The organism is Serratia sp. LACPHL-BACT-2024-00286, from assembly GCF_043109535.1.
GTDB lineage: Bacteria > Pseudomonadota > Gammaproteobacteria > Enterobacterales > Enterobacteriaceae > Serratia > Serratia sarumanii.
The window spans coordinates 20,724-40,986 of record NZ_JBICNA010000009.1; the positions used below are offsets into that span (position 1 = coordinate 20,724).

The 20,263-nt window shown below is 60.8% G+C and carries 18 protein-coding genes; 13 read left to right on the forward strand and 5 right to left on the reverse strand.

What is annotated here, in order from left to right; all coding sequences use genetic code 11:
- Positions 1–88: 88 nt before the first annotated feature.
- Together ACF8MC_RS22460 and metB are read right to left on the reverse strand one after the other, a co-directional pair.
- Positions 89–2,524: a bifunctional aspartate kinase/homoserine dehydrogenase II gene (locus tag ACF8MC_RS22460; RefSeq protein WP_033649894.1), complete on the reverse strand. Its 2,436-nt coding sequence runs from the start codon at positions 2,522–2,524 to the stop codon at positions 89–91.
- A 2-nt stretch (positions 2,525–2,526) separates the two neighbouring features.
- The gene (gene metB / locus ACF8MC_RS22465) at positions 2,527–3,687 is read right to left on the reverse strand and encodes a cystathionine gamma-synthase (protein WP_033649893.1); all 1,161 of its coding nucleotides are present in this window, start codon (positions 3,685–3,687) and stop codon (positions 2,527–2,529) included.
- A 304-nt stretch (positions 3,688–3,991) separates the two neighbouring features.
- On the opposite strand from metB, the gene metJ reads away from it, so the two are divergent.
- The gene (gene metJ / locus ACF8MC_RS22470; protein ID WP_006317756.1) at positions 3,992–4,309 is read left to right on the forward strand and encodes a met regulon transcriptional regulator MetJ; all 318 of its coding nucleotides are present in this window, start codon (positions 3,992–3,994) and stop codon (positions 4,307–4,309) included.
- Between the two features lie 77 nt (positions 4,310–4,386).
- On the opposite strand, the gene rpmE is transcribed toward metJ, so the two are convergent.
- Complete coding sequence (gene rpmE / locus ACF8MC_RS22475; RefSeq protein WP_004931078.1) at positions 4,387–4,602, reverse strand: 50S ribosomal protein L31; 216 nt, start codon at positions 4,600–4,602, stop codon at positions 4,387–4,389.
- A 199-nt stretch (positions 4,603–4,801) separates the two neighbouring features.
- On the opposite strand from rpmE, the gene priA reads away from it, so the two are divergent.
- From priA to rraA, 7 genes are all read left to right on the forward strand, one after another.
- Complete coding sequence (priA, locus tag ACF8MC_RS22480; RefSeq protein ID WP_043148438.1) at positions 4,802–6,997, forward strand: primosomal protein N'; 2,196 nt, start codon at positions 4,802–4,804, stop codon at positions 6,995–6,997.
- Positions 6,998–7,288: 291 nt separating this feature from the next.
- The gene (cytR, locus tag ACF8MC_RS22485) at positions 7,289–8,317 is read left to right on the forward strand and encodes a DNA-binding transcriptional regulator CytR (protein WP_004931082.1); all 1,029 of its coding nucleotides are present in this window, start codon (positions 7,289–7,291) and stop codon (positions 8,315–8,317) included.
- Between the two features lie 65 nt (positions 8,318–8,382).
- Positions 8,383–9,303 carry a cell division protein FtsN gene (gene ftsN / locus ACF8MC_RS22490; RefSeq protein ID WP_060388471.1) on the forward strand — a complete coding sequence of 307 codons (921 nt, stop codon included), beginning with the start codon at positions 8,383–8,385 and terminating at the stop codon, positions 9,301–9,303.
- Between the two features lie 102 nt (positions 9,304–9,405).
- On the forward strand, positions 9,406–9,936 hold the full coding sequence (gene hslV / locus ACF8MC_RS22495; protein WP_033649891.1) for an ATP-dependent protease subunit HslV: 531 nt from the start codon (positions 9,406–9,408) through the stop codon (positions 9,934–9,936).
- 12 nt (positions 9,937–9,948) lie between these two features.
- Positions 9,949–11,283, forward strand: coding sequence for an HslU--HslV peptidase ATPase subunit (gene hslU / locus ACF8MC_RS22500; protein WP_060423742.1), 1,335 nt, complete (start codon positions 9,949–9,951; stop codon positions 11,281–11,283).
- A gap of 96 nt (positions 11,284–11,379) precedes the next feature.
- Positions 11,380–12,297, forward strand: coding sequence for a 1,4-dihydroxy-2-naphthoate polyprenyltransferase (locus tag ACF8MC_RS22505; RefSeq protein WP_060437075.1), 918 nt, complete (start codon positions 11,380–11,382; stop codon positions 12,295–12,297).
- A 75-nt stretch (positions 12,298–12,372) separates the two neighbouring features.
- Positions 12,373–12,858: a ribonuclease E activity regulator RraA gene (rraA, locus tag ACF8MC_RS22510; RefSeq protein WP_004931090.1), complete on the forward strand. Its 486-nt coding sequence runs from the start codon at positions 12,373–12,375 to the stop codon at positions 12,856–12,858.
- A 60-nt stretch (positions 12,859–12,918) separates the two neighbouring features.
- On the opposite strand, the gene zapB is transcribed toward rraA, so the two are convergent.
- Positions 12,919–13,158 (reverse strand): septal ring assembly protein ZapB, encoded by a 240-nt coding sequence (gene zapB, locus ACF8MC_RS22515; protein WP_004931092.1) that lies wholly within the window; start codon positions 13,156–13,158, stop codon positions 12,919–12,921.
- Between the two features lie 524 nt (positions 13,159–13,682).
- Between zapB and ACF8MC_RS22520 the strand changes: the two genes are divergently transcribed.
- The 3 genes from ACF8MC_RS22520 to glpX all read left to right on the forward strand — a co-directional run bounded on the left by ACF8MC_RS22520 (position 13,683) and on the right by glpX (position 17,218).
- Complete coding sequence (locus ACF8MC_RS22520; protein WP_004931095.1) at positions 13,683–14,528, forward strand: MIP/aquaporin family protein; 846 nt, start codon at positions 13,683–13,685, stop codon at positions 14,526–14,528.
- Positions 14,529–14,570: 42 nt separating this feature from the next.
- Complete coding sequence (gene glpK / locus ACF8MC_RS22525) at positions 14,571–16,079, forward strand: glycerol kinase GlpK (RefSeq protein ID WP_033649890.1); 1,509 nt, start codon at positions 14,571–14,573, stop codon at positions 16,077–16,079.
- 128 nt (positions 16,080–16,207) lie between these two features.
- The gene (gene glpX / locus ACF8MC_RS22530; protein ID WP_033654536.1) at positions 16,208–17,218 is read left to right on the forward strand and encodes a class II fructose-bisphosphatase; all 1,011 of its coding nucleotides are present in this window, start codon (positions 16,208–16,210) and stop codon (positions 17,216–17,218) included.
- Between the two features lie 192 nt (positions 17,219–17,410).
- Here glpX and emrD read toward each other — a convergent pair whose 3' ends face one another.
- Positions 17,411–18,595 carry a multidrug efflux MFS transporter EmrD gene (gene emrD, locus ACF8MC_RS22535; protein WP_033649888.1) on the reverse strand — a complete coding sequence of 395 codons (1,185 nt, stop codon included), beginning with the start codon at positions 18,593–18,595 and terminating at the stop codon, positions 17,411–17,413.
- A gap of 297 nt (positions 18,596–18,892) precedes the next feature.
- On the opposite strand from emrD, the gene ACF8MC_RS22540 reads away from it, so the two are divergent.
- Together ACF8MC_RS22540 and fpr are read left to right on the forward strand one after the other, a co-directional pair.
- Positions 18,893–19,504, forward strand: a complete 612-nt coding sequence (locus ACF8MC_RS22540; protein WP_039569507.1) for a metalloregulator ArsR/SmtB family transcription factor — start codon at positions 18,893–18,895, stop codon at positions 19,502–19,504.
- A gap of 3 nt (positions 19,505–19,507) precedes the next feature.
- Positions 19,508–20,254 (forward strand): ferredoxin--NADP(+) reductase, encoded by a 747-nt coding sequence (gene fpr / locus ACF8MC_RS22545; protein ID WP_033636442.1) that lies wholly within the window; start codon positions 19,508–19,510, stop codon positions 20,252–20,254.
- Positions 20,255–20,263 lie beyond the last annotated feature (9 nt).

A 20,263-nucleotide genomic window follows, 5' to 3' on the forward strand; every position in this document is an offset into this window, starting at 1 on the left:
CCGCTCAACGAGGGAATTTCATGACGGCGGCAGGGATAAGTATGGCAGGAAAAGCGAAGGGGCGCGGTGAACCCGCGCCCGCAGAGGATTAAAGCAGCTGCGCCAACCGGTTAAGGTCTGACTGGATCGCTCCGGCGGTCACGTCGCGGCCGGCGCCCGGCCCGCGGATCACCAGCGGATTATCGCGATACCAGCGGCTTTCGATGGCGAACACGTTGTCGCACGGCAGCAACGAGGCCAGCGGATGCTCAGGACGCACCGCCTCCACGCCGACCCGCGCCTTGCCGTTGGCGTCGAAACGCGCCACGTGACGCAGCACCAGGCCCATTTCGCTGGCGGCCTCAAAACGCTGCTGCATCTGCTGGTTCAGCGCCTCGCCGTTCTCGAAGAACTGATCGACGGAGCCCTGCTCGCAGCCCGCCGGCACCAGCGACTCGACCCGCACCTGGTTAGGTTCGATGTCGTAGCCCGCTTCGCGCGCCAGGATCACCAACTTGCGCATCACGTCCTGGCCGGAGAGATCGACCCGCGGATCCGGTTCGGTCAGCCCCTGCTGCCAGGCCTGATCCACCAGCTCGGTGAACGGCACCGTGCCGTCATACTGCAGGAACAGCCAGGAAAGCGTGCCGGAGAAAATGCCGCTGATCGCCAAAATGCTGTCGCCGCTGTCGCGCAGATCGCGCACCGTGTGGTTGACCGGCAGACCGGCGCCGACGGTGGCGTTGTACAGCCAGTGGCGGCCGGTTTTGGCGAAGGCGTCGCGGATTTGGCGATAGGTATCGCTGCACGAGGCTCCCGCCAGCTTGTTGGCGCTGATCACGTGGAAACCGTAGCTGGCGAAATCCAGATACTGCCCGGCCAGCTCTTCGCTGGCGGTCACGTCGAGCACCACCAGATCGTCGAACGGGTGCGCGCGCATCCACAGGAACAGCGACTCTTCGTCGAGCGCCTGCGCCTCGTCCTCAAAGAACGCCAATGCGCGGCTGGCGTCCAGCCCTTCGTAGTTCAGCAGGCTGCGGCGGCTGTCCACCACCCCCGCCAGGATAAATTCGAAGCCGCTGCGCGCGGAAATATTGGTCTGCTCGCGGGCAAACAGCTCCAGCCAGCGCGACCCAATGTTGCCCTTGCCGAACAGCACCAGACCGATGCGCTTCTCGGCGCGGAACAGGCTTTGGTGCAGCCCCTGAATCAGCAGCGCGGTCGGCCCCTGACGCAATACCGCCACCAGGCTGATGCCATCTTCCGCCTGCCAGATAAACTCGACCGGCTGATCTTTCAGCTGCTGATAGAAGCGATGGCTGTGCAGCGGGTTCTTGCACACCCCGGCGCCCACCATCGCCACCAGCGCCAACCCTTCGCGCAGGTGCAGTTCACCCGGCAGCGCCGAGGCCTGCAGGATCGCCAGCGCGCTGTTGACCACCTCGGAGGTGTAGCACAGCTGTACCCGATTGCGATCAGGATGGATGCCCACCGCCAGCGGTTTGATCTGCGCGCGCTTGAGCACCAGATCCAACTCTTTCTGCGCCAGTTTGAAGTCATGCTGAGCGGCGACGTGCAGCTCAATCAGGCACACGTCATCGTGGCTGGTGACAATCTTGGCGCCGGTGCCGGACGCCAATACGCGCTCGATGCGCGTCGAGCCCTGCTCCGGCTGGTAGCTGCAGCGCAGCTGAAGATCGATATCGCTGCCGGAGACCGGCTGCAGGGTGCGGGTATGCAACACCGGTGCCGCCAGGCGCGCCAGCTCGCTGGCTTCGTCCAGGCGCAGCAGCGGCAGCAGGCAGGCGTCTTTCACCTTGCGCGGGTCGGCGCTGTAAACCCCGGCCACGTCGCTCCAGATGGTGACGCGCGCCGCGCCGGCCAACGCGCCGACCTGAGTGGCGGAGTAGTCGCTGCCGTTACGCCCCAACAGCACGGTTTCCCCGGCGTCGTTGCGCGAAATGAAGCCGGTCACCACCAGGCGCTTGCCCGGATGTTGAGCCAACAATTGCTGCAGCAGCGGATAAGAACGGCCTTCATCCACCTGCGGCTGCGCGGCGCGCTCGGCGCGCAGGAAATCACGCGCATCCAGCCAGGCCGCCTGCATATCCAGGTGGTTGAGCACCGCCGCCATCAGGCGCGCCGACCAGATCTCGCCGTGCCCGACCACTTCGGCATAGCACACCTCGTCGACTTTGCCGTCCAGCAGCACCGCCAGACGTTCCAGATCCTGAATGAACTCGGCGATCAGCGGCTCGGCGCTTTCCGGCGGCAGCAGGCCGCTGATAAGATCGCTGTGATAACGACGCAACGTCTGCTGCACCTGGTGCGCAGACAGGCGATCGCTCTGGCTGAGCTTCAGCCAGTTGATCAACTGGTTGGTGGTACTGCCGGCGGCCGATACCACCATCATGTCGCCCGGCTGGCTGTATTCCGCCATAATCCCGGCCACACGCAGATAACACTTCACATCCGCCAGACTGCTGCCGCCAAACTTGTGCAGTTGACGCCCACTCACCGGCCCTGCTACAGCAATTGCATTCATGCTTACCTCGTTGCCGCCGCCTGGAAAGCGCGTTCCAGATCGGCAATCAAATCTTCACTGTCTTCAATACCCACGGAAATGCGCAGCAGGCTCTCGGAGATGCCGGCCGCTGCCCGCGCCTCCGCCGCCATGCCGGCGTGGGTCATGGTCGCTGCATGCGAGATCAGGCTTTCTACGCCGCCCAACGATTCTGCCAGAGTAAACAGCTCAAGGGCAGAGAGAAAACGGCGCAGCACCGCTTCATCGCCGTCCAGTTCAAAACTCAGCATCGCGCCGAAACCGCGCTGCTGCCGGCGGGCGATCTCATGCCCCGGATTCTCCGGCAGGGAGGGATGATACAGCTTTTTCACCAACGGTTGCTGCTGTAAATAGTCAACAATCGCTTCAGCGTTTAGCTGCGCCGCCTTGATGCGCGGCGACAGCGTGCGCATGCCACGCAGCAGCAGATAGCTGTCGAACGCGCCGCCGGTCACGCCGATGTTGTTCGCCCACCAGGCCAGCTCGACCGCCAGCTCGGGATCTTTGGCGATCACCGCCCCGGCCACCACGTCCGAATGCCCGTTCAGGTATTTGGTGCATGAATGGACCACCAGATCGGCACCGAGTTCGATCGGCTGTTGCAGGGCCGGGCTGAGGAAGGTGTTGTCCACCACCGTCAACGCGCCCGCCGCGTGCGCGGCGGCGCAGATCGCCGCGATGTCCACCACCCGCAGCAGCGGGTTGCTGGGGCTTTCGATCAACACCAGCTTCGGCTTTTGCGCCAGCGCCTGTTGCAGGGCGGCTTCATTACCCTGATCGACGAACAGCACGCGATAGGCACCGCGTTTGCTCAGGCTGTCGAACAACCGATAGCTGCCGCCGTAGCAGTCGTGCGGCGCCACCAGCAGATCGCCGGGCTTCAGCAGCACGGTGGTCACCAGATGGATCGCCGACATCCCGCTGCCGGTCATCACCGCGCCGGCGCCGCCTTCCAGCTCCGCCAACGCGCGTTGCACCACGTCGCGCGTCGGGTTGCCGCGGCGCGAATAATCATGGGCTCGGGGTTGGTTGAAGTCGGTAAAGTTATAGGTGCTGGACAGATGAATCGGCGGGACAACGCAGCCGTACTGTTCGTCGTCGTTCAGGCCGCTGCGTACGGCAATCGTGGCTGGTTTACGCGTCATGGGCTCGCTCGGCTCTCGGTTCGGTGAATGAGGCCTAAAGAGTAATCGCAGGATTGATAGACGTCAATACATCTGGACATCTAAACTTCTCTGCGTATAGATTGAGCAATGGCACAATACCCGCTAAAATTATGCCGATATGACATGACGATAAGATGTTAAGCCGCAATGCCCGGCCGAGGCGGGGCATTCAGTGACCCTGGTCGCGTAAAATTGACATTTATTTAGTGAGAACAGTGAAGATCGGGCATAATTGGCCGGTTTTTAGAATTTTGTAATTTTTCTGACAAAGTTAAGGTGTCCCATGGCTGAGTGGAACGGCGAGTATGTCAGCCCTTACGCTGAACACGGTAAAAAAAGCGAGCAAGTCAAAAAGATCACGGTATCCATTCCGCTGAAGGTCCTGAAAATCCTCACCGACGAACGGACCCGTCGCCAGGTGAACAACCTGCGCCACGCCACCAACAGCGAACTGCTGTGCGAAGCGTTTCTGCATGCCTTTACCGGCCAGCCGCTGCCGAACGATGAAGACCTGCGCAAAGAGCGCAGCGATGAAATTCCGGAAGCCGCGAAAGTGTTGATGCGCGAACTGGGTGTCGACCCCGATACCTGGGAATATTGAGAACCGCCCGGCGAACGCCGGCGGCAGAAACGAAAAAAGGCGCCAAAGGCGCCTTTTTCATCGGACGATAAGAAATCTTATTTCTTAGCGCCTGGTACGCTGAAACGCTTGTTGAAGCGGTCAACGCGGCCACCGGTGGCAACGTCACGCTGCTTGCCAGTGTAGAACGGGTGGCATGCGCCACAAACGTCCAGGTTCAGATCGTGGCCCACGGTGGAGCGGATCTTCATCACGTTACCGCAAGAGCAGTTAGCAGTAACTTCTTCGTATTTTGGGTGGATACCTTGTTTCATGGGAAACCTCAGTTAAGGCCGTGTCGCTATCCAGCCCTGTTTCGCCAGACACCACACGTGGTTGATAATAGAATTTTGGTATCGAATTATACCAAAGGCGGCAAATTATACAGCATTAGTCGGGGCGCGCAATCGGAACCGTACATTTGCCGATGCGCCGTGTAAACTGATGCCCACTTTTTTCAATTTGGATGAGATCATGCCCGTCGTACACGTTGCCTTGCCGGTCCCCCTCGCCCGCACCTTCGACTATCTGCTGCCGCCCGGCATGCAGCCGGTGGCCGGCGCGCGCGTGGGCGTGCCCTGGGGCAGGCAGCATGCGATCGGCATCGTCACCGGCTGCAGCGACACCAGTGAACTGCCGCTGGACAAGCTCAAACCGATCGACAGCGTGATCGACGCCGAATCGCTGTTCTCCCCCAGCCTGTGGCGCATCCTGCGCTGGGCCAGCGATTACTATCACTACCCCATCGGCGAAGTGCTGTTCCATGCGCTGCCGATCCTGCTGCGGCAAGGCAAACCGGCCGAGGCCGCGCCGCTGTGGCAATGGTTCGCCACCGAAGAGGGGCGCGCCACCCCGCCCGAAAGCCTGAAACGCGCGCCGAAACAGCAGCAGGCGCTGGCGGCGCTGCTGCAACGCCCGGTCTATCGCCACCAGGTCAGCCAGCTTGAGCTGACGGAAAGCGCCCTGCAGGCGCTGCGCGCCAAAGGGCTGATCGATCTGCGCGCTCAGGTCGCGGATACGCACGACTGGCGCCCCAACTTCGCAGTGCTCGGCGAGCGGCTGCGGCTGAACACCGAGCAGGCTACCGCCGTCGGGGCGATCAGAAGCGAGGATGAGCAGTTCGCCGCCTGGCTGTTGGCGGGGGTAACCGGCTCCGGCAAGACCGAAGTCTACCTCAGCGTGCTGGAAAACGTGCTGGCCAAAGGCCGACAGGCGCTGGTGCTGGTGCCGGAAATCGGCCTGACGCCGCAAACCATCGCCCGCTTTCGCGAGCGCTTCAACGCGCCGGTAGACGTGCTGCACTCAGGGCTGAACGACAGCGAGCGGCTGGCGGTTTGGCTGCGCGCGCGCAGCGGCGAAGCCGCCATCGTCATCGGCACCCGTTCGGCGCTGTTCACGCCGTTCCGTCAGCTGGGCGTAATCATCATCGACGAAGAGCATGACAGCTCCTATAAACAGCAGGAAGGCTGGCGCTACCACGCCCGCGATCTGGCGGTGTTCCGCGCCCGGGAAGAGGACATCCCGATGGTAATGGGCTCCGCGACCCCGGCATTGGAAACGCTGCACAACGTGCAGCTGGGTAAATATCGCCAGCTGAAGCTCACCCAGCGCGCGGGCAACGCCAAACCGGCAACGCAGCACCTGATCGATCTAAAGGGGCTGCCGCTGAAGGTCGGCCTGTCGCAACCGCTTTTGAAAAGCATGCAGCACCATTTAAAAGCCGGCAATCAGGTGATGCTGTTCCTCAACCGCCGCGGTTACGCTCCGGCGCTGCTTTGCCACGAGTGCGGCTGGATCGCCGAATGCCAGCGCTGCGATCACTACTACACCTTCCACCAGCATCAGCGCCAGCTGCGCTGCCACCACTGCGACAGCCAGCGGCCGGTGCCGCACCAGTGCCCACAGTGCGGCTCCACCCACCTGGTGTCGGTCGGCGTCGGCACCGAACAGCTGGAGCAGGAGCTGGCGCCGCTGTTCCCCGACACGCCGATCACCCGCATCGATCGCGACACCACCAGCCGCAAAGGGGCGCTGGAGCAGCACCTGGCGGATATTCATCGCGGCGAAGCGCGCATTCTGATCGGCACGCAGATGCTGGCCAAGGGCCACCATTTTCCCGACGTCACGCTGGTGGCGTTGCTGGACGTGGACGGCGCGCTGTTCTCCGCCGACTTCCGCTCAGCCGAGCGTTTCGCTCAGTTGTATACCCAGGTCTCCGGGCGGGCCGGCCGCGCGGGCAAACAGGGTGAAGTGCTGCTGCAAACCCACCATCCGGAGCACCCGCTGCTGCAGGTACTGCTGCAACAGGGTTACGACGCCTTCGCCAAACAGACGCTGGCGGAGCGCAACAGCGTGTTTCTGCCGCCTTACACCAGCCACATCATCGTGCGCGCCGAAGATCACGACAACCAGCAGGCCCCGCTGTTCCTGCAGCAGCTGCGCAACCTGCTGGAAGCCAGCCCGCTGAAGGACGATTCGCTGTGGGTGATGGGCCCGGTGCCGGCGCTGCAGTCCAAACGCGGCGGCCGTTTCCGCTGGCAGCTGCTGCTGCAGCACCCGACGCGGCGCGTCCTGCAACAGCTGATGAAAAGCTCGCTGCCGCTGATCGGCACCCTGCCGCAAACGCGCAAGGTGAAATGGACGCTGGATGTCGATCCGATCGACAGCTGATCCCGGAAAAGTCCGATTTAGCTGCCGCAGTGCAAACGTTTACCCTTGAAATTGCGAGCGAACGCTAAAAAACCTTCTCAGGTCACATTTTTTATGCAAATTAGGTAACAAAGGCGGGGCGTATTCTGTTTAGAATGTCTGCGAGGGCAAATTTTGTCGCCACATCGCAGCGCGACGGAGTGCCCGAACGCGAGTGGCGCTCAATGACAACAATTTCGCCACCGCATGCCGGACATTGTGAGCAAACAGCAGTAGTGGCGTCGGCATGGGGCTGACGCAAGGAGAAAGGCGTTGGAACACAAGAAAGAGTTATCCATGGCGACCATGAAAGACGTCGCCGAAATGGCGGGCGTTTCAACGGCTACCGTATCGCGTGCGCTGATGAACCCGGAAAAGGTGTCAACGCCGACGCGCCAGAAAGTGGAACAGGCCGTCCTGGCCGTGGGTTATTCTCCTCATGCTCTGTCACGCAATATCAAGCGCAACGAATCCCGCACCATCCTGGTGATCGTGCCCGACATCTGCGATCCGTTTTTCGCCGATGTGATCCAGGGGATCGAACAGACCGCCGCCCAACAAGGCTATCTGGTGCTGATCGGCGACTGCGCGCAGCAAAACCAGCAGGAGCGCACCTTCGTCAATCTGATCATCACCAAACAGATCGACGGCATGCTGCTGCTGGGCTCCAACCTGCCGTTCGACGCCAGCAAGGAAGAGCAGCGCAACCTGCCGCCGATGGTGATGGCCAACGAGTTCGCTCCCGAGCTGGAACTGCCGACGGTGCACATCGACAACCTGACCGCCGCCTTTGAAGCCGTGCATTATTTGCATCAATTGGGCCACCGGCAGATCGCCTGCGTCGCCGGGCCGGAACAGATGCCGCTGAGCCATTATCGGCTGCAGGGTTACGTTCAAGCGCTACGTCGTAATGGCATTACCGTCGAAAGCAGCTATATTACCCGGGGTGATTTTACCTACGAAGCCGGCGCGCAAGCACTGACGGCGCTGATGGCACAGCCGAAACCGCCGACAGCGGTATTCTGCCACAGCGACGTCATGGCGATCGGCGTGCTGTCCCAGGCGAAGAAAATGGGGCTGCGGGTGCCGCAGGATCTGTCGATCGTCGGCTTTGACGACCTCAAGCTGGCGCAGTATTGCGATCCGCCGCTGACCACGGTGGCGCAGCCGCGCTTCCAGATCGGCCAGCAGGCGATGTTGTTGCTGTTGGAGCAGTTGAACGGCCAGACGGTGGCCAGCGGCTCCCGGCTGTTGGACAGTGAATTGATTATCAGAGGCAGCACCGCTGCCCCGAAACGCTAGTCAAATATTTTAGGGTTCAGTAACATGACGGACTTATCCTTTCATCAGGACACAGCGGAATAATAGTGGCACAAAAAGACTATGTAAGCCGTGGGCGCGCAGCAGGAGCTAAGCGTAAAACCCCCAGCCGTAAAAAACGCAGTTCTCCGAAGGTTTCCAAAACCGTGCTGGCGTTAGCCGCCGCGTTGCTGGTTGTCTTTGTCGGTGGCCTCTATTTCATTACGCACAACAAGCCGGAAGACGCGCCGTTGTTGCCTGCGCACACCACGCGCCCCGGCAACGGCCTGCCGCCGAAGCCGGAAGAGCGCTGGCGCTACATCAAAGAGCTGGAAAACCGGCAGATCGGCGTGCAAACCCCGACCGAACCGACGGCCGGCGGCGAGCTCAATTCCAAAACTCAGCTGACCGCCGAACAGCGGCAGTTGCTGGAACAGATGCAGGCCGACATGCAGCAGCGCCCGACGCAGCTGAACGAAGTGCCGTATAACGATCCGGGCCAGGCCAACGCGCGCAGCACTCGCCAGCAGCAGCAAATGCAGCAGCAGCCGGTGCAGCAACAGCAGCAGGTCAGCCAGCCGCCGCGCAACCCGTTCAACAACGGGGCCACCACCGCGCCGGTGCAGCCGCACCCGCAGCCAAAACCGACTACCCAGCAACCGGTGCAGGTGAAACAGCCTGAGCCGAAGCCGCAACCGAAACCGGAGCCCAAACCGGAAGTGAAACAGGAAACGGCCAAGCAGGAAACCAAACCGGAATCAAAACAGAAGTGGATGGTGCAATGCGGTTCGTTCCGCGCCACCGATCAGGCTGAATCCGTGCGTGCGCGCCTGGCGTTCGAAGGCATCGAGAGCCGCATCACCGCCGGCGGCGGTTGGAATCGCGTGGTGCTCGGCCCGTACAGCAGCCGCGCCGCCGCGGACAAAACCCTTTCGCGCCTGAAGGGCGTCGGCATGTCGAGTTGCATTCCCCTCTCCGTTGGGGGTTGAAAAGCGTCAATCCCCCCCCATCTATACTCTCAATATGCCTCGTAGCGTCTGCGAAAGCAGGCGCTGCGGGGGCTTCTTTCCGTCTTTAACGAGGGTCTGCTCGTGACAACAATTGTAAGCGTACGCCGCAACGGCCAGGTCGTCATCGGTGGTGATGGCCAGGCAACCCTGGGTAATACGGTGATGAAGGGTAACGTCAAGAAAGTGCGTCGCCTGTATAACGACAAAGTGATCGCCGGTTTCGCCGGTGGCACCGCTGACGCCTTCACGCTGTTTGAACTGTTTGAACGCAAACTGGAAATGCATCAGGGTCACCTGGTGAAAGCCGCCGTCGAGCTGGCGAAAGACTGGCGCACCGACCGCATGCTGCGCAAGCTCGAAGCGCTGCTGGCGGTCGCCGATGAAAACGCTTCGCTGATCATCACCGGCAACGGCGATGTGGTGCAGCCGGAAAACGATCTGATCGCCATCGGCTCCGGCGGCCCTTACGCTCAGGCCGCAGCCCGCGCCATGTTGGAAAATACCGAGCTGAGCGCCCGCGACATCGTTGAGAAATCCCTCAACATCGCCGGCGACATCTGTATTTACACCAACCATTTCCACACCATTGAAGAATTGCCTTCCAAAGCGTAAGGATCGAATACCATGTCTGAAATGACCCCGCGCGAGATCGTCAGCGAACTGGACAGCTATATCATTGGCCAAAACAAGGCCAAACGCGCTGTCGCCATTGCCCTGCGCAACCGCTGGCGCCGGATGCAGCTCAACGAGATGCTGCGTCACGAAGTGACCCCGAAAAACATTCTGATGATCGGCCCGACCGGCGTCGGTAAAACCGAAATCGCCCGCCGTCTGGCGAAGCTGGCCAACGCGCCGTTCATCAAGGTTGAAGCCACCAAGTTCACCGAAGTGGGCTATGTGGGCAAAGAAGTGGACTCCATCATCCGCGATCTGACCGATGCCGCCATCAAAATGGTGCGCATGCAGTCGATCGAGAAAAACCGCACCCGCGCCGAAGAGTTGGCCGAAGAGCGCATTCTCGACGTGCTGATCCCGCCGGCCAAAAACAACTGGGGCCAGCCGGAAGAAAATCAGGAACCGTCCGCCGCCCGCCAGGCATTCCGCAAGAAACTGCGCGAAGGCCAGCTGGATGACAAAGAGATCGAAATCGATCTGGCCGCCGCGCCGATGGGCGTGGAAATCATGGCGCCTCCGGGCATGGAAGAGATGACCAACCAGTTGCAGTCGATGTTCCAGAACCTCGGCGGCCAGAAGCAAAAACCGCGCAAGCTGAAGATCAAAGAAGCCTTCAAGCTGCTGGTGGAAGAAGAAGCCGCCAAGCTGGTGAACCCGGAAGAGCTGAAAGAGCAGGCGATCGAAGCGGTTGAACAGCACGGCATCGTGTTTATCGACGAGATCGACAAAATCTGTAAGCGCGGCGGCCAAAGCTCCGGCCCGGACGTCTCGCGCGAAGGCGTACAGCGCGATCTGCTGCCGCTGGTGGAAGGCTGCACCGTGTCGACCAAGCACGGTATGGTGAAGACCGACCACATCCTGTTCATCGCTTCCGGCGCGTTCCAGACCGCCAATCCGTCAGATCTGATCCCGGAGCTGCAGGGCCGTCTGCCGATCCGCGTTGAGCTGCAGGCGCTGACCACCGAAGACTTCGAGCGCATCCTGACCGAGCCGAGCGCGTCGCTGACCGAGCAGTACAAAGCGCTGATGGGCACCGAAGGCGTCAACATCGAGTTCACCGCCGACGGCATCCGCCGCATCGCCGAAGCCGCGTGGCAGGTCAACGAAAGCACCGAGAACATCGGCGCGCGTCGTCTGCACACCGTGCTTGAGCGTCTGATGGAAGATATTTCCTACGAGGCGAGTGAAATTAATGGCCAATCCATTACAATTGATGCGGATTACGTGCGCAGTCATCTGGATGAACTGGTGGCGGATGAAGATTTGAGTCGTTTTATCCTATAATCGCTCAATCTTTGTCTTGTCAGTCATCTGTGTGGGAGGCATTGCCTCCCACAATTATTTCTAACGGACACCGCAACTTACTGACAGAAGCGAAACATGAGCTCATCGACCCCCACCACCCCGATCTCCGCCTGGCTGGAAAGTCTACGCCCCCGCACCCTGCCGTTGGCCTTTGCCTCCATCGTGGTCGGTTCGGCAATCGCCGCCTGGCACGGCAGCCTGAAACCCGAAGTGGCGCTGCTGGCGCTGTTGACTGCCGGCCTGCTGCAGATCCTCTCCAATCTGGCGAACGACTACGGCGATGCCGTCAAAGGCAGCGACAAAGAAGATCGCATCGGGCCATTGCGCGGCATGCAAAAAGGCATGATCACCCAGGCGCAGATGAAACGGGCGCTGGTGGTGACGGTGGTACTGATCGCGCTCGCCGGCTGTTCGCTGATCGCCGTCGCCTGCGAGCAACCCAGCGACGTGGTCGGCTTCCTGGTGCTGGGCGGGCTGTCTATCGTGGCGGCCATCACCTATACCGTCGGCAACAAGCCCTACGGGTATTTGGGGCTGGGCGACATCTCGGTGCTGGTATTCTTCGGCTGGCTAAGCGTAGCCGGCACCTACTATCTGCAAACGCACACCTTCGACAGCGTCGTGATGCTGCCGGCCACCGCCTGCGGCCTGCTGGCGACGGCGGTGCTCAACATCAACAATCTGCGCGATATCGAGAGCGATCGCGAAAACGGCAAGAACACGCTGGCAGTGCGTCTCGGCCCGCACAAGGCGCGCATTTACCATGCCCTGCTGCTCGGCGGCGCGGTGCTGTGTTTCGCGCTGTTTACGCTGTTCAATCTCCACAGCCAGTGGGGCTGGCTGTTCGTGCTGGCGATCCCGCTGCTGGTGCGCCACGGCCTGCGCGTACTGCGCGATCCGACGCCGGTCGGCATGCGGCCGATGCTGGAGCACATGGTCAAGGCGGCGTTGCTGGCCAACCTGCTGTTCGCCATCGGCGTGGCGCTCAGTTAAAAACTGATGATTTTGCCAACAGGGCGAATAAAGGGATATACTGAACATTCCAGCGGCAAACAGACGTAAAATCCTATGAAATACGATACTTCCGAACTTTGCGACATCTATCATGAAGAGGTGAACGTTGTTGAACCTCTGTTCTCCAATTTTGGCGGGCGTACTTCATTTGGCGGGCAGATCACCACGGTGAAATGCTTTGAGGATAACGGCCTGTTGTTCGATCTGCTTGAAGAAAACGGCCGCGGCCGCGTGCTGTTGGTCGACGGCGGCGGTTCGGTACGCCGGGCGCTGATCAACGCCGAACTGGCGCGCCTGGCCGCCCAGAACGAATGGGAAGGCATCGTGGTGTACGGCGCGGTGCGTCAGGTGGACGATCTGGAAGAGCTCGACATCGGCATTCAGGCGATGGCGGCGATCCCGGCGGGCGCGGTAAGCGAAGGCGTGGGGGAAAGCGATATCCGCGTCAACTTCGGTGGCGTCACCTTCTTCTCCGGCGATCACCTGTATGCCGACAACACCGGCATCATCCTCTCCGAAGACCCACTCGACATCGAGTGATTTTCGGTCATGAAAAAGGGCGCCGCAGGCGCCCTTTTCGTTGCTGCCTGGCGTGAGGAATCAGACCTCTTCCATTTTGCCCAGCAGAGCGCGCAGGCGATCTTGCCATACGTGCTGTTCTTCTTTCAGCTGTTGGTTTTCGCGCACCAGCGCTTCGTGGTTGCCGGAGGCAGCCTGAACTTCCTGCGACAGAGAGTTGTTTTTGTCTTTCAGCTCTTCAATTTCCATCTGCAACAAGGTGATGGTATCAATCGCCTGCTGTACTTTTGCTTCCAGTTTCTCAAATACTTCAAATGACATGCTTCAGTCCCCTCATGATAGCAAGGCGTACATCTATAAGTAGCGGCCGCAACGTCGGCTGCAGCTACTGCGAATATTGCATCGCGCTCAGTGACGCGCGCCGTTATGGAAGGCGCGCCAGTCTCGATTCGTTAAAAACGATTGTAAGTAGCCAGTCTCCGCCTGTCTAGCAACATACCGGATCATCGCGCAGTCTGTTGCAATTTTCCTGCCTCCGCCATCAGCAAAAACTGAAAATCCCCGCCGCCGCCGCCGCGAGTTGTTAACGCCCCTCGCCAAACCACTGGTCAGATCACACTTTTATGGCTCAGAAAGAACACTAAACGACGCGAAATCGCTCAATTTTATGACGAGCTACACACATTTTGATTTCGCTATTTCTCGTTTATGTTCGTTAACGATAAATTTACATCACGTCCTCATTCAATAATTGGACGAGATGAAAAAAACTGTGCCCATAGGTCAGATGTATACCTAACTGAGCCTATAAACCAACAACCGCCGTTTTGCAGGACAACAACATTATGAGCCAAACCACCAGTCCGACATTAAAAGGCCAGTGCATCGCCGAGTTCCTCGGCACGGCGCTGCTGATCTTCTTTGGCGTAGGCTGCGTTGCCGCGCTGAAACTGGCGGGCGCCAGCTTCGGCCAGTGGGAAATCAGCATCATTTGGGGCCTGGGCGTCGCCATGGCCATCTATCTGACCGCCGCCATTTCCGGCGCGCATCTCAACCCCGCGGTCACCCTCGCTCTGTGGCTGTTCGCCTGCTTCGACGGGCGCAAAGTGGTGCCTTACATCATTGCGCAGATCGCCGGTGCCTTCTGCGCCGCCGCCCTGGTCTATGGGCTGTACTACAACCTGTTCTTCGACTTCGAAGCGGCTCACCACATGGTGCGCGGCAGCAACGAAAGCCTCGAGCTGGCCGGCATCTTCTCGACTTACCCTAACGCGCATATCTCCGTCGGCCAGGCCTTCCTGGTAGAAATGGTGATCGCCGCCATTCTGATGTGCCTGATCCTGGCGCTGACCGACGACGGCAACGGCATCCCGCGCGGCCCGCTGGCGCCGCTGCTGATCGGTATTCTGATTGCCGTGATCGGCGCCTCCATGGGACCATTGACCGGCTTTGCGTTGAACCCGGCGCGTGACTTCGGGCCGAAACTGTTCGCCTACCTGGCCGGCTGGGGCAAAGTCGCCTTCACCGGCGCACGCGACATCCCGTACTTCCTGGTGCCGATCTTCGCCCCTATCGTCGGCTGTGGCCTGGGCGCTTTCGGTTACCGCGCGCTGATTGGCCGCCACCTGCCGTGCGACGTCTGCGTGACGGAAGAAGAGCCCGACGCCAAGACCCAGCAGCGCAAAGCATGATGGGTGCAGTTTTACACGGTTAACAACAGCAGGATAATTACCATGACTGTAGAAAAAAAATACATTGTCGCACTCGACCAAGGGACCACCAGCTCACGCGCCGTCGTGCTCGATCACGACGCCAACATCGTTGCGGTATCGCAGCGCGAATTCCCGCAGATCTATCCCAAGGCCGGCTGGGTTGAGCACGACCCGATGGAAATCTGGGCGTCGCAAAGTTCGACGCTGGTAGAAGTGCTGGCGAAAGCCGACATCAGTTCCGATCAGATCGCCGGCATCGGCATCACCAACCAGCGCGAAACCACCATCGTCTGGGAAAAAGAGACCGGCAAGCCGATTTACAACGCCATCGTCTGGCAGTGCCGCCGCACCGCCGACATCTGCGAGAAACTCAAGCGCGACGGCCTGGAAGAGTACATCCGTCACAATACCGGCCTGGTGGTTGACCCGTACTTCTCCGGCACCAAGGTGAAGTGGATCCTGGACAACGTCGAAGGCGCCCGCGAGCGCGCCAAGCGCGGCGAACTGCTGTTCGGCACCGTCGACACCTGGCTGGTGTGGAAAATGACCCAGGGGCGCGTACACGTCACCGATTACACCAACGCCTCACGCACCATGATGTTCAACATCCACGAGCTGGACTGGGATGAACGCATGCTGGAAGTGCTGGATATCCCGCGCGCCATGCTGCCGAAAGTCCGTCCTTCCTCCGAGGTGTACGGCCAGACCAACATCGGCGGTAAGGGCGGTACGCGTATTCCTATCGCCGGTATCGCCGGTGACCAGCAGGCGGCGCTGTACGGCCAGCTGTGCGTTCAACCGGGCATGGCGAAGAACACCTACGGCACCGGCTGCTTCCTGCTGATGAACACCGGCAAAGAAGCGGTGCGTTCGAAAAACGGCCTGCTGACCACCATCGCCTGCGGCCCGCGCGGCGAAGTGAACTATGCGCTGGAAGGCGCGGTGTTCATCGGCGGTGCGTCTATCCAGTGGCTGCGCGACGAGCTGAAACTGATCAGCGACGCCGCCGACTCCGAATACTTCGCCACCAAGGTGAAAGACAGCAACGGCGTCTATGTGGTGCCGGCCTTCACCGGCCTGGGCGCCCCTTACTGGGATCCGTACGCCCGCGGCGCCATCTTCGGGCTGACCCGTGGCGCCAACAGCAACCACATCATCCGCGCCACGCTGGAATCCATCGCCTTCCAGACCCGTGACGTGCTGGACGCCATGCAGGCCGACGCCAACACCCGCCTGCAATCGCTGCGCGTGGACGGCGGCGCGGTCGCCAACAACTTCCTGATGCAGTTCCAGTCCGATATTCTCGGCACTCGCGTAGAACGCCCTGAAGTGCGTGAATCGACGGCGCTGGGCGCCGCGTTCCTGGCGGGCCTGGCCATCGGCTACTGGAACGATCTGGACGAAGTGAAGAGCAAAGCGGTGATTGAACGCGAATTCCGCCCAAGCATCGAAACCACCGAACGCAACTACCGCTACGGCGGCTGGAAAAAAGCGGTGGCGCGCGCTCAGGCGTGGGAAGATCACGAGTAATCCCGAAGCTGCCGTTTCACCAACAAGCGCTGCCTGCGGGCGGCGCTTTTTTTTGCCCCGCCCCGCCGCCGCCGCGCTGTGATAGACTTTGCCGATATTTTCTTCCCTTTCTCACAGACAGGTTTGCCATGAAACGTGAATTAGCCATCGAATTTTCCCGCGTTACCGAAGCCGCCGCGCTGGCGGGCTACAAATGGCTGGGACGCGGCGACAAGAACGCCGCCGACGGCGCGGCGGTCCACGCCATGCGCATCATGCTTAACAACGTGGATATCGATGGGCGCATCGTGATCGGCGAAGGCGAGATCGACGAAGCGCCGATGCTGTATATCGGCGAACAGGTCGGTACCGGCCAGGGCGACGCGGTCGACATCGCGGTCGATCCGATCGAAGGCACCCGCATGACCGCCATGGGCCAGTCCAATGCGCTGGCGGTATTGGCGGTGGGCGATCGCGGCACCTTCCTGCACGCGCCGGACATGTACATGGAGAAGCTGGTGGTCGGCCCGGCGGCGCGCGGCGCCATCGATCTCAACCTGCCGCTGGCGGAGAATCTGCAGAACGTCGCCGCCCGGCTGGGCAAACCGCTGTCGCAGCTGACGGTGATCGTTTTGGCCAAACCGCGCCACGACGGCGTCATCGCGCAGATGCAGCAGCTCGGCGTGCGGGTGTTCGCCATTCCTGACGGCGACGTGGCGGCCTCCATTCTCACCTGCATGCCGGAAAGCGAGGTCGATGTGATGTATGGCATCGGCGGCGCGCCGGAAGGGGTGATCTCAGCCGCGGTGATCCGCGCGCTGGACGGCGACATGCAGGCGCGTTTGCTGCCGCGCCATGAGGTGAAAGGCGACAGCGCCGAGAACCGCCGCATCGGCGAACAGGAGCTGGCGCGCTGCCGGGAGATGGGTATCGAAGCCGGTCAGGCGCTGCGTCTGGATCAGATGGCGCACAACGACAACGTGATCTTCTCCGCCACCGGCATCACCAAGGGCGATCTGCTGGAGGGCATCAGCCGCCAGGGCAATATGGCCACGACCGAAACGTTGCTGATCCGCGGCAAGTCGCGCACCATCCGCCGCATCCGTTCAACCCACTATCTGGATCGCAAGGACCCGGCGCTGCACGAGTTTTTGCTGTAACGAAACAGGGCGCCGAATGGCGCCCTGATGATTGATGACAAACCTCATGACCTTGCCGAGTTGGCAGAGAGCAACGAATAGAAAACCAGGAAAATCAATTTATTGATTTTCGGCTGATAACCACAAAGGGGGAAAAATCACGCTTTTTCCCCCTTTGTCAACTGCATGAGGGCGCCGAATGGCGCCCTGTCGTTATGCGGTATGCCCCTGATGTTGCATCCGGTTGGACAGCGGCCACCAGCACAGCAGGATCAACAGCGCCATCGCGAACATCAGCAATCCGAGGCTGAACTGCCCGGTTTGCGGCAGCATGGCGGAAAGCCAGGTCGCAAGCCCCGATCCCATATTCTGCATGCCGCCAACCAATGCGCCCGCCGCGCCGGCCAGGTAAGGGAACGGCTCCATCGCCCCGGTGGTCGCCAGCGGGAACAGCATGCCGGCGCCGAAGAAGAACAGTGCGGCCGGCACGATCAGCGTCCAGATGTTCATCACGCCGAACCAGCCCGGGATCCACATCATCGCCCCCGCCAACAGGCAGCTAATCACCGAATGCCACATCAGCGTGTGGAAGGTCTTGCCGTCGCGCCCGGCGTACCAGGCACCGAAAAACGCCGCCGGGATCGGCAGAATGAACAGGATGCTGACGGTCAGGCCACTCAGCCCCAACACGCCGCCCATCAACACGCCGCAGCTGGCCTCGAATACCGCAATGCCCGCCAGCGCGCCGATCAGCATCACCAGATAGCAGCTGAAGGTGCTGTCAGCCAGCAGCTGGCGGAAACTGGCCAGCATGCGGCGTTTTTCCGTTTGCACCGGGCGGGTTTCCGGCAACCAGCGGAACATGGCGAAAGCGACGCAGGCGCACAGCGCCAGCAGGAAGGCGTAGCTGGCACGCCAGCCGAACACCATCGCCAATGCGCCGCCGATCACCGGCGCCAGCAGCGGGCTGACCAAAATCCCCATATTCAGCAGGCTGTTGGCATAGCGCAGCGCGGTGCCGGCATACAGATCGCGCGGCATGGTGCGCGCCATCACGCCCGCCACGCCGGTGCCCATGCCCTGAATCGCGCTGGCGGCGACCAGCATCGTCAGGTTGGTTGACAGCAGCGCGCCCAGCGCGCCGATCAGGAAGATCATCATGCCGGTCAGGATCACCGGACGACGCCCGATACGGTCCGATATCGGCCCGTAAATCAGCTGGGAGAAACCGTAGGTCAGCAGATACGCCGCCATCACCCGTTGCACGGCGCCGGTGCGAACCGACAGATCGTGGGCGATATCAGCAATAACGGGAACATAAATGGTTTGCGCCATCTGGCCGACGGCGACCAACAGGATAAGCATCACCAGCAGGTGAAAATTCTCTAGTTTTCTCATTATCTTCGTTAACGTTTCAACTCGTCACAGCGTCCCGGAATGGCCGTTGCAGCAGCCAGAACGGCGAGCAGCCCTCTATGGCGGCATAAACTAATCAAATCTGATTTTTTTAGCGAGTTTCAGGCAGATATTGATCCAGGTCACACTGGCAGCAAACCCGACCAGGCTCGTAAATTAAACTGTACGTCTAACGCTTTGGAGTTAAAAACAGCGCCCTTGCAGTAGCCGCGCTTTAGCATTTAATCGATAATCCTTTTCATCAACTTGAAATAAAATAACACCATAGGGATTTGGTTCATGAAAACACCTGAGCTGATTTTATTGCAGTTAAAGGCTCTCGGCCCGCACTCGGCCAAAATGCTGGCGGAGCGTCTGGACATCACGCCGATGGGCATCCGACAACATCTGCAATCCCTGGAAAAACGTGAGTTGGTTTGTTACGAAGAAGCGCGCAGCAAGGTCGGCCGCCCGACGCGCTACTGGTCGCTGACCGAGCGAGGGCATGCCTTTACGGCCGCCGACCAGGAGCGGTTGCGGGCATCCGCGCTGCAGCTGTTTGGCGGCGCCGGGGTGGAACCGTTGCTCAGCGCGCGCGAAGAGCAGCTTTATCTGCGTTATGCCGAAGAGCTGTCCGCCGAGCGTAGCCACCATGATCGGTTAGCCCGACTGGTGCGCCTGCGGCAACATGACGGTTACATGGCTGAATTGCTCGACCACCCGCACGGCGCGCTGCTGGTGGAAAACCACTGCCCGATCGGCGTGGCCGGCTCCAGCTGCAGTAGCCTGTGCAATTCCGAGCTGCAGCTGTTTCACCGCCTGTTCGGCAACGACTACCGGGTAGAGCGCACCGCGCACGCCATTTCCGGCTCACGACATTGTGCTTATTTGATTCGACCACGGGAGCTTTAGAGTATGGCTGAATGGGTAAACGGCAAGGTTACGCAGGTAAAACAATGGACCGACGGGCTGTTCAGCCTGGTGGTCAATGCCCCCATCGATCCTTTCACCGCCGGGCAATTCGCCAAGCTGGCGCTGGAGATCGACGGCGAACGGGTGCAGCGCGCCTACTCCTACGTCAATGCCCCCGACGACGCCAATCTGGAGTTCTATCTGGTCACCGTGCCAGAAGGCAAACTGAGCCCGCGCCTCAATCAGCTGCAGCCGGGCTCGGACGTGATGGTAACCAAAGAAGCCGCCGGCTTCTTCGTGCTGGACGAGGTGCCCGACTGCGACACGCTGTGGATGCTGGCGACCGGCACCGCCATCGGCCCCTATTTATCGATTCTGCAGCAGGGCATCGGGCTGGAGCGCTTCAACAACCTGGTGCTGGTGCACGCCGCGCGCTTTGCGCGTGACCTGAGCTACCTGCCGCTGATGCAGCAACTGCAGCAGCGCTACAACGGCAAGCTGCGCATCCAGACCGTCGTCAGCCGCGAAGAGGCGCCCGGTTCATTGACCGGCCGCGTACCAGCGCTGATCGAGGACGGCCGGCTGGAAGCGGCGATCGGCTTGACCATCGACGCCGAAACCAGCCATGTGATGCTGTGCGGCAACCCACAAATGGTGCGGGACACCCAGCAAACGCTGAAAGACCACCGCCAGATGCGCAAGCACCTGCGCCGCAAGCCGGGCCACATCACCAGCGAACACTACTGGTAACCCGGCGAG

What these genes read in the sequence shown, in the direction of transcription:
- ACF8MC_RS22505 (WP_060437075.1), top strand. Translation starts at nt 11,380, where the DNA reads ATGAGCTCATCGACCCCCACCACCCCGATCTCCGCCTGGCTGGAAAGT.
- zapB (WP_004931092.1), bottom strand. Translation starts at nt 13,158, where the DNA reads ATGTCATTTGAAGTATTTGAGAAACTGGAAGCAAAAGTACAGCAGGCG.
- hslU (WP_060423742.1), top strand. Translation starts at nt 9,949, where the DNA reads ATGTCTGAAATGACCCCGCGCGAGATCGTCAGCGAACTGGACAGCTAT.
- emrD (WP_033649888.1), bottom strand. Translation starts at nt 18,595, where the DNA reads ATGAGAAAACTAGAGAATTTTCACCTGCTGGTGATGCTTATCCTGTTG.
- rraA (WP_004931090.1), top strand. Translation starts at nt 12,373, where the DNA reads ATGAAATACGATACTTCCGAACTTTGCGACATCTATCATGAAGAGGTG.
- metB (WP_033649893.1), bottom strand. Translation starts at nt 3,687, where the DNA reads ATGACGCGTAAACCAGCCACGATTGCCGTACGCAGCGGCCTGAACGAC.
- glpK (WP_033649890.1), top strand. Translation starts at nt 14,571, where the DNA reads ATGACTGTAGAAAAAAAATACATTGTCGCACTCGACCAAGGGACCACC.
- ACF8MC_RS22540 (WP_039569507.1), top strand. Translation starts at nt 18,893, where the DNA reads ATGAAAACACCTGAGCTGATTTTATTGCAGTTAAAGGCTCTCGGCCCG.
- ACF8MC_RS22520 (WP_004931095.1), top strand. Translation starts at nt 13,683, where the DNA reads ATGAGCCAAACCACCAGTCCGACATTAAAAGGCCAGTGCATCGCCGAG.
- fpr (WP_033636442.1), top strand. Translation starts at nt 19,508, where the DNA reads ATGGCTGAATGGGTAAACGGCAAGGTTACGCAGGTAAAACAATGGACC.
- glpX (WP_033654536.1), top strand. Translation starts at nt 16,208, where the DNA reads ATGAAACGTGAATTAGCCATCGAATTTTCCCGCGTTACCGAAGCCGCC.
- priA (WP_043148438.1), top strand. Translation starts at nt 4,802, where the DNA reads ATGCCCGTCGTACACGTTGCCTTGCCGGTCCCCCTCGCCCGCACCTTC.
- metJ (WP_006317756.1), top strand. Translation starts at nt 3,992, where the DNA reads ATGGCTGAGTGGAACGGCGAGTATGTCAGCCCTTACGCTGAACACGGT.
- ACF8MC_RS22460 (WP_033649894.1), bottom strand. Translation starts at nt 2,524, where the DNA reads ATGAATGCAATTGCTGTAGCAGGGCCGGTGAGTGGGCGTCAACTGCAC.
- rpmE (WP_004931078.1), bottom strand. Translation starts at nt 4,602, where the DNA reads ATGAAACAAGGTATCCACCCAAAATACGAAGAAGTTACTGCTAACTGC.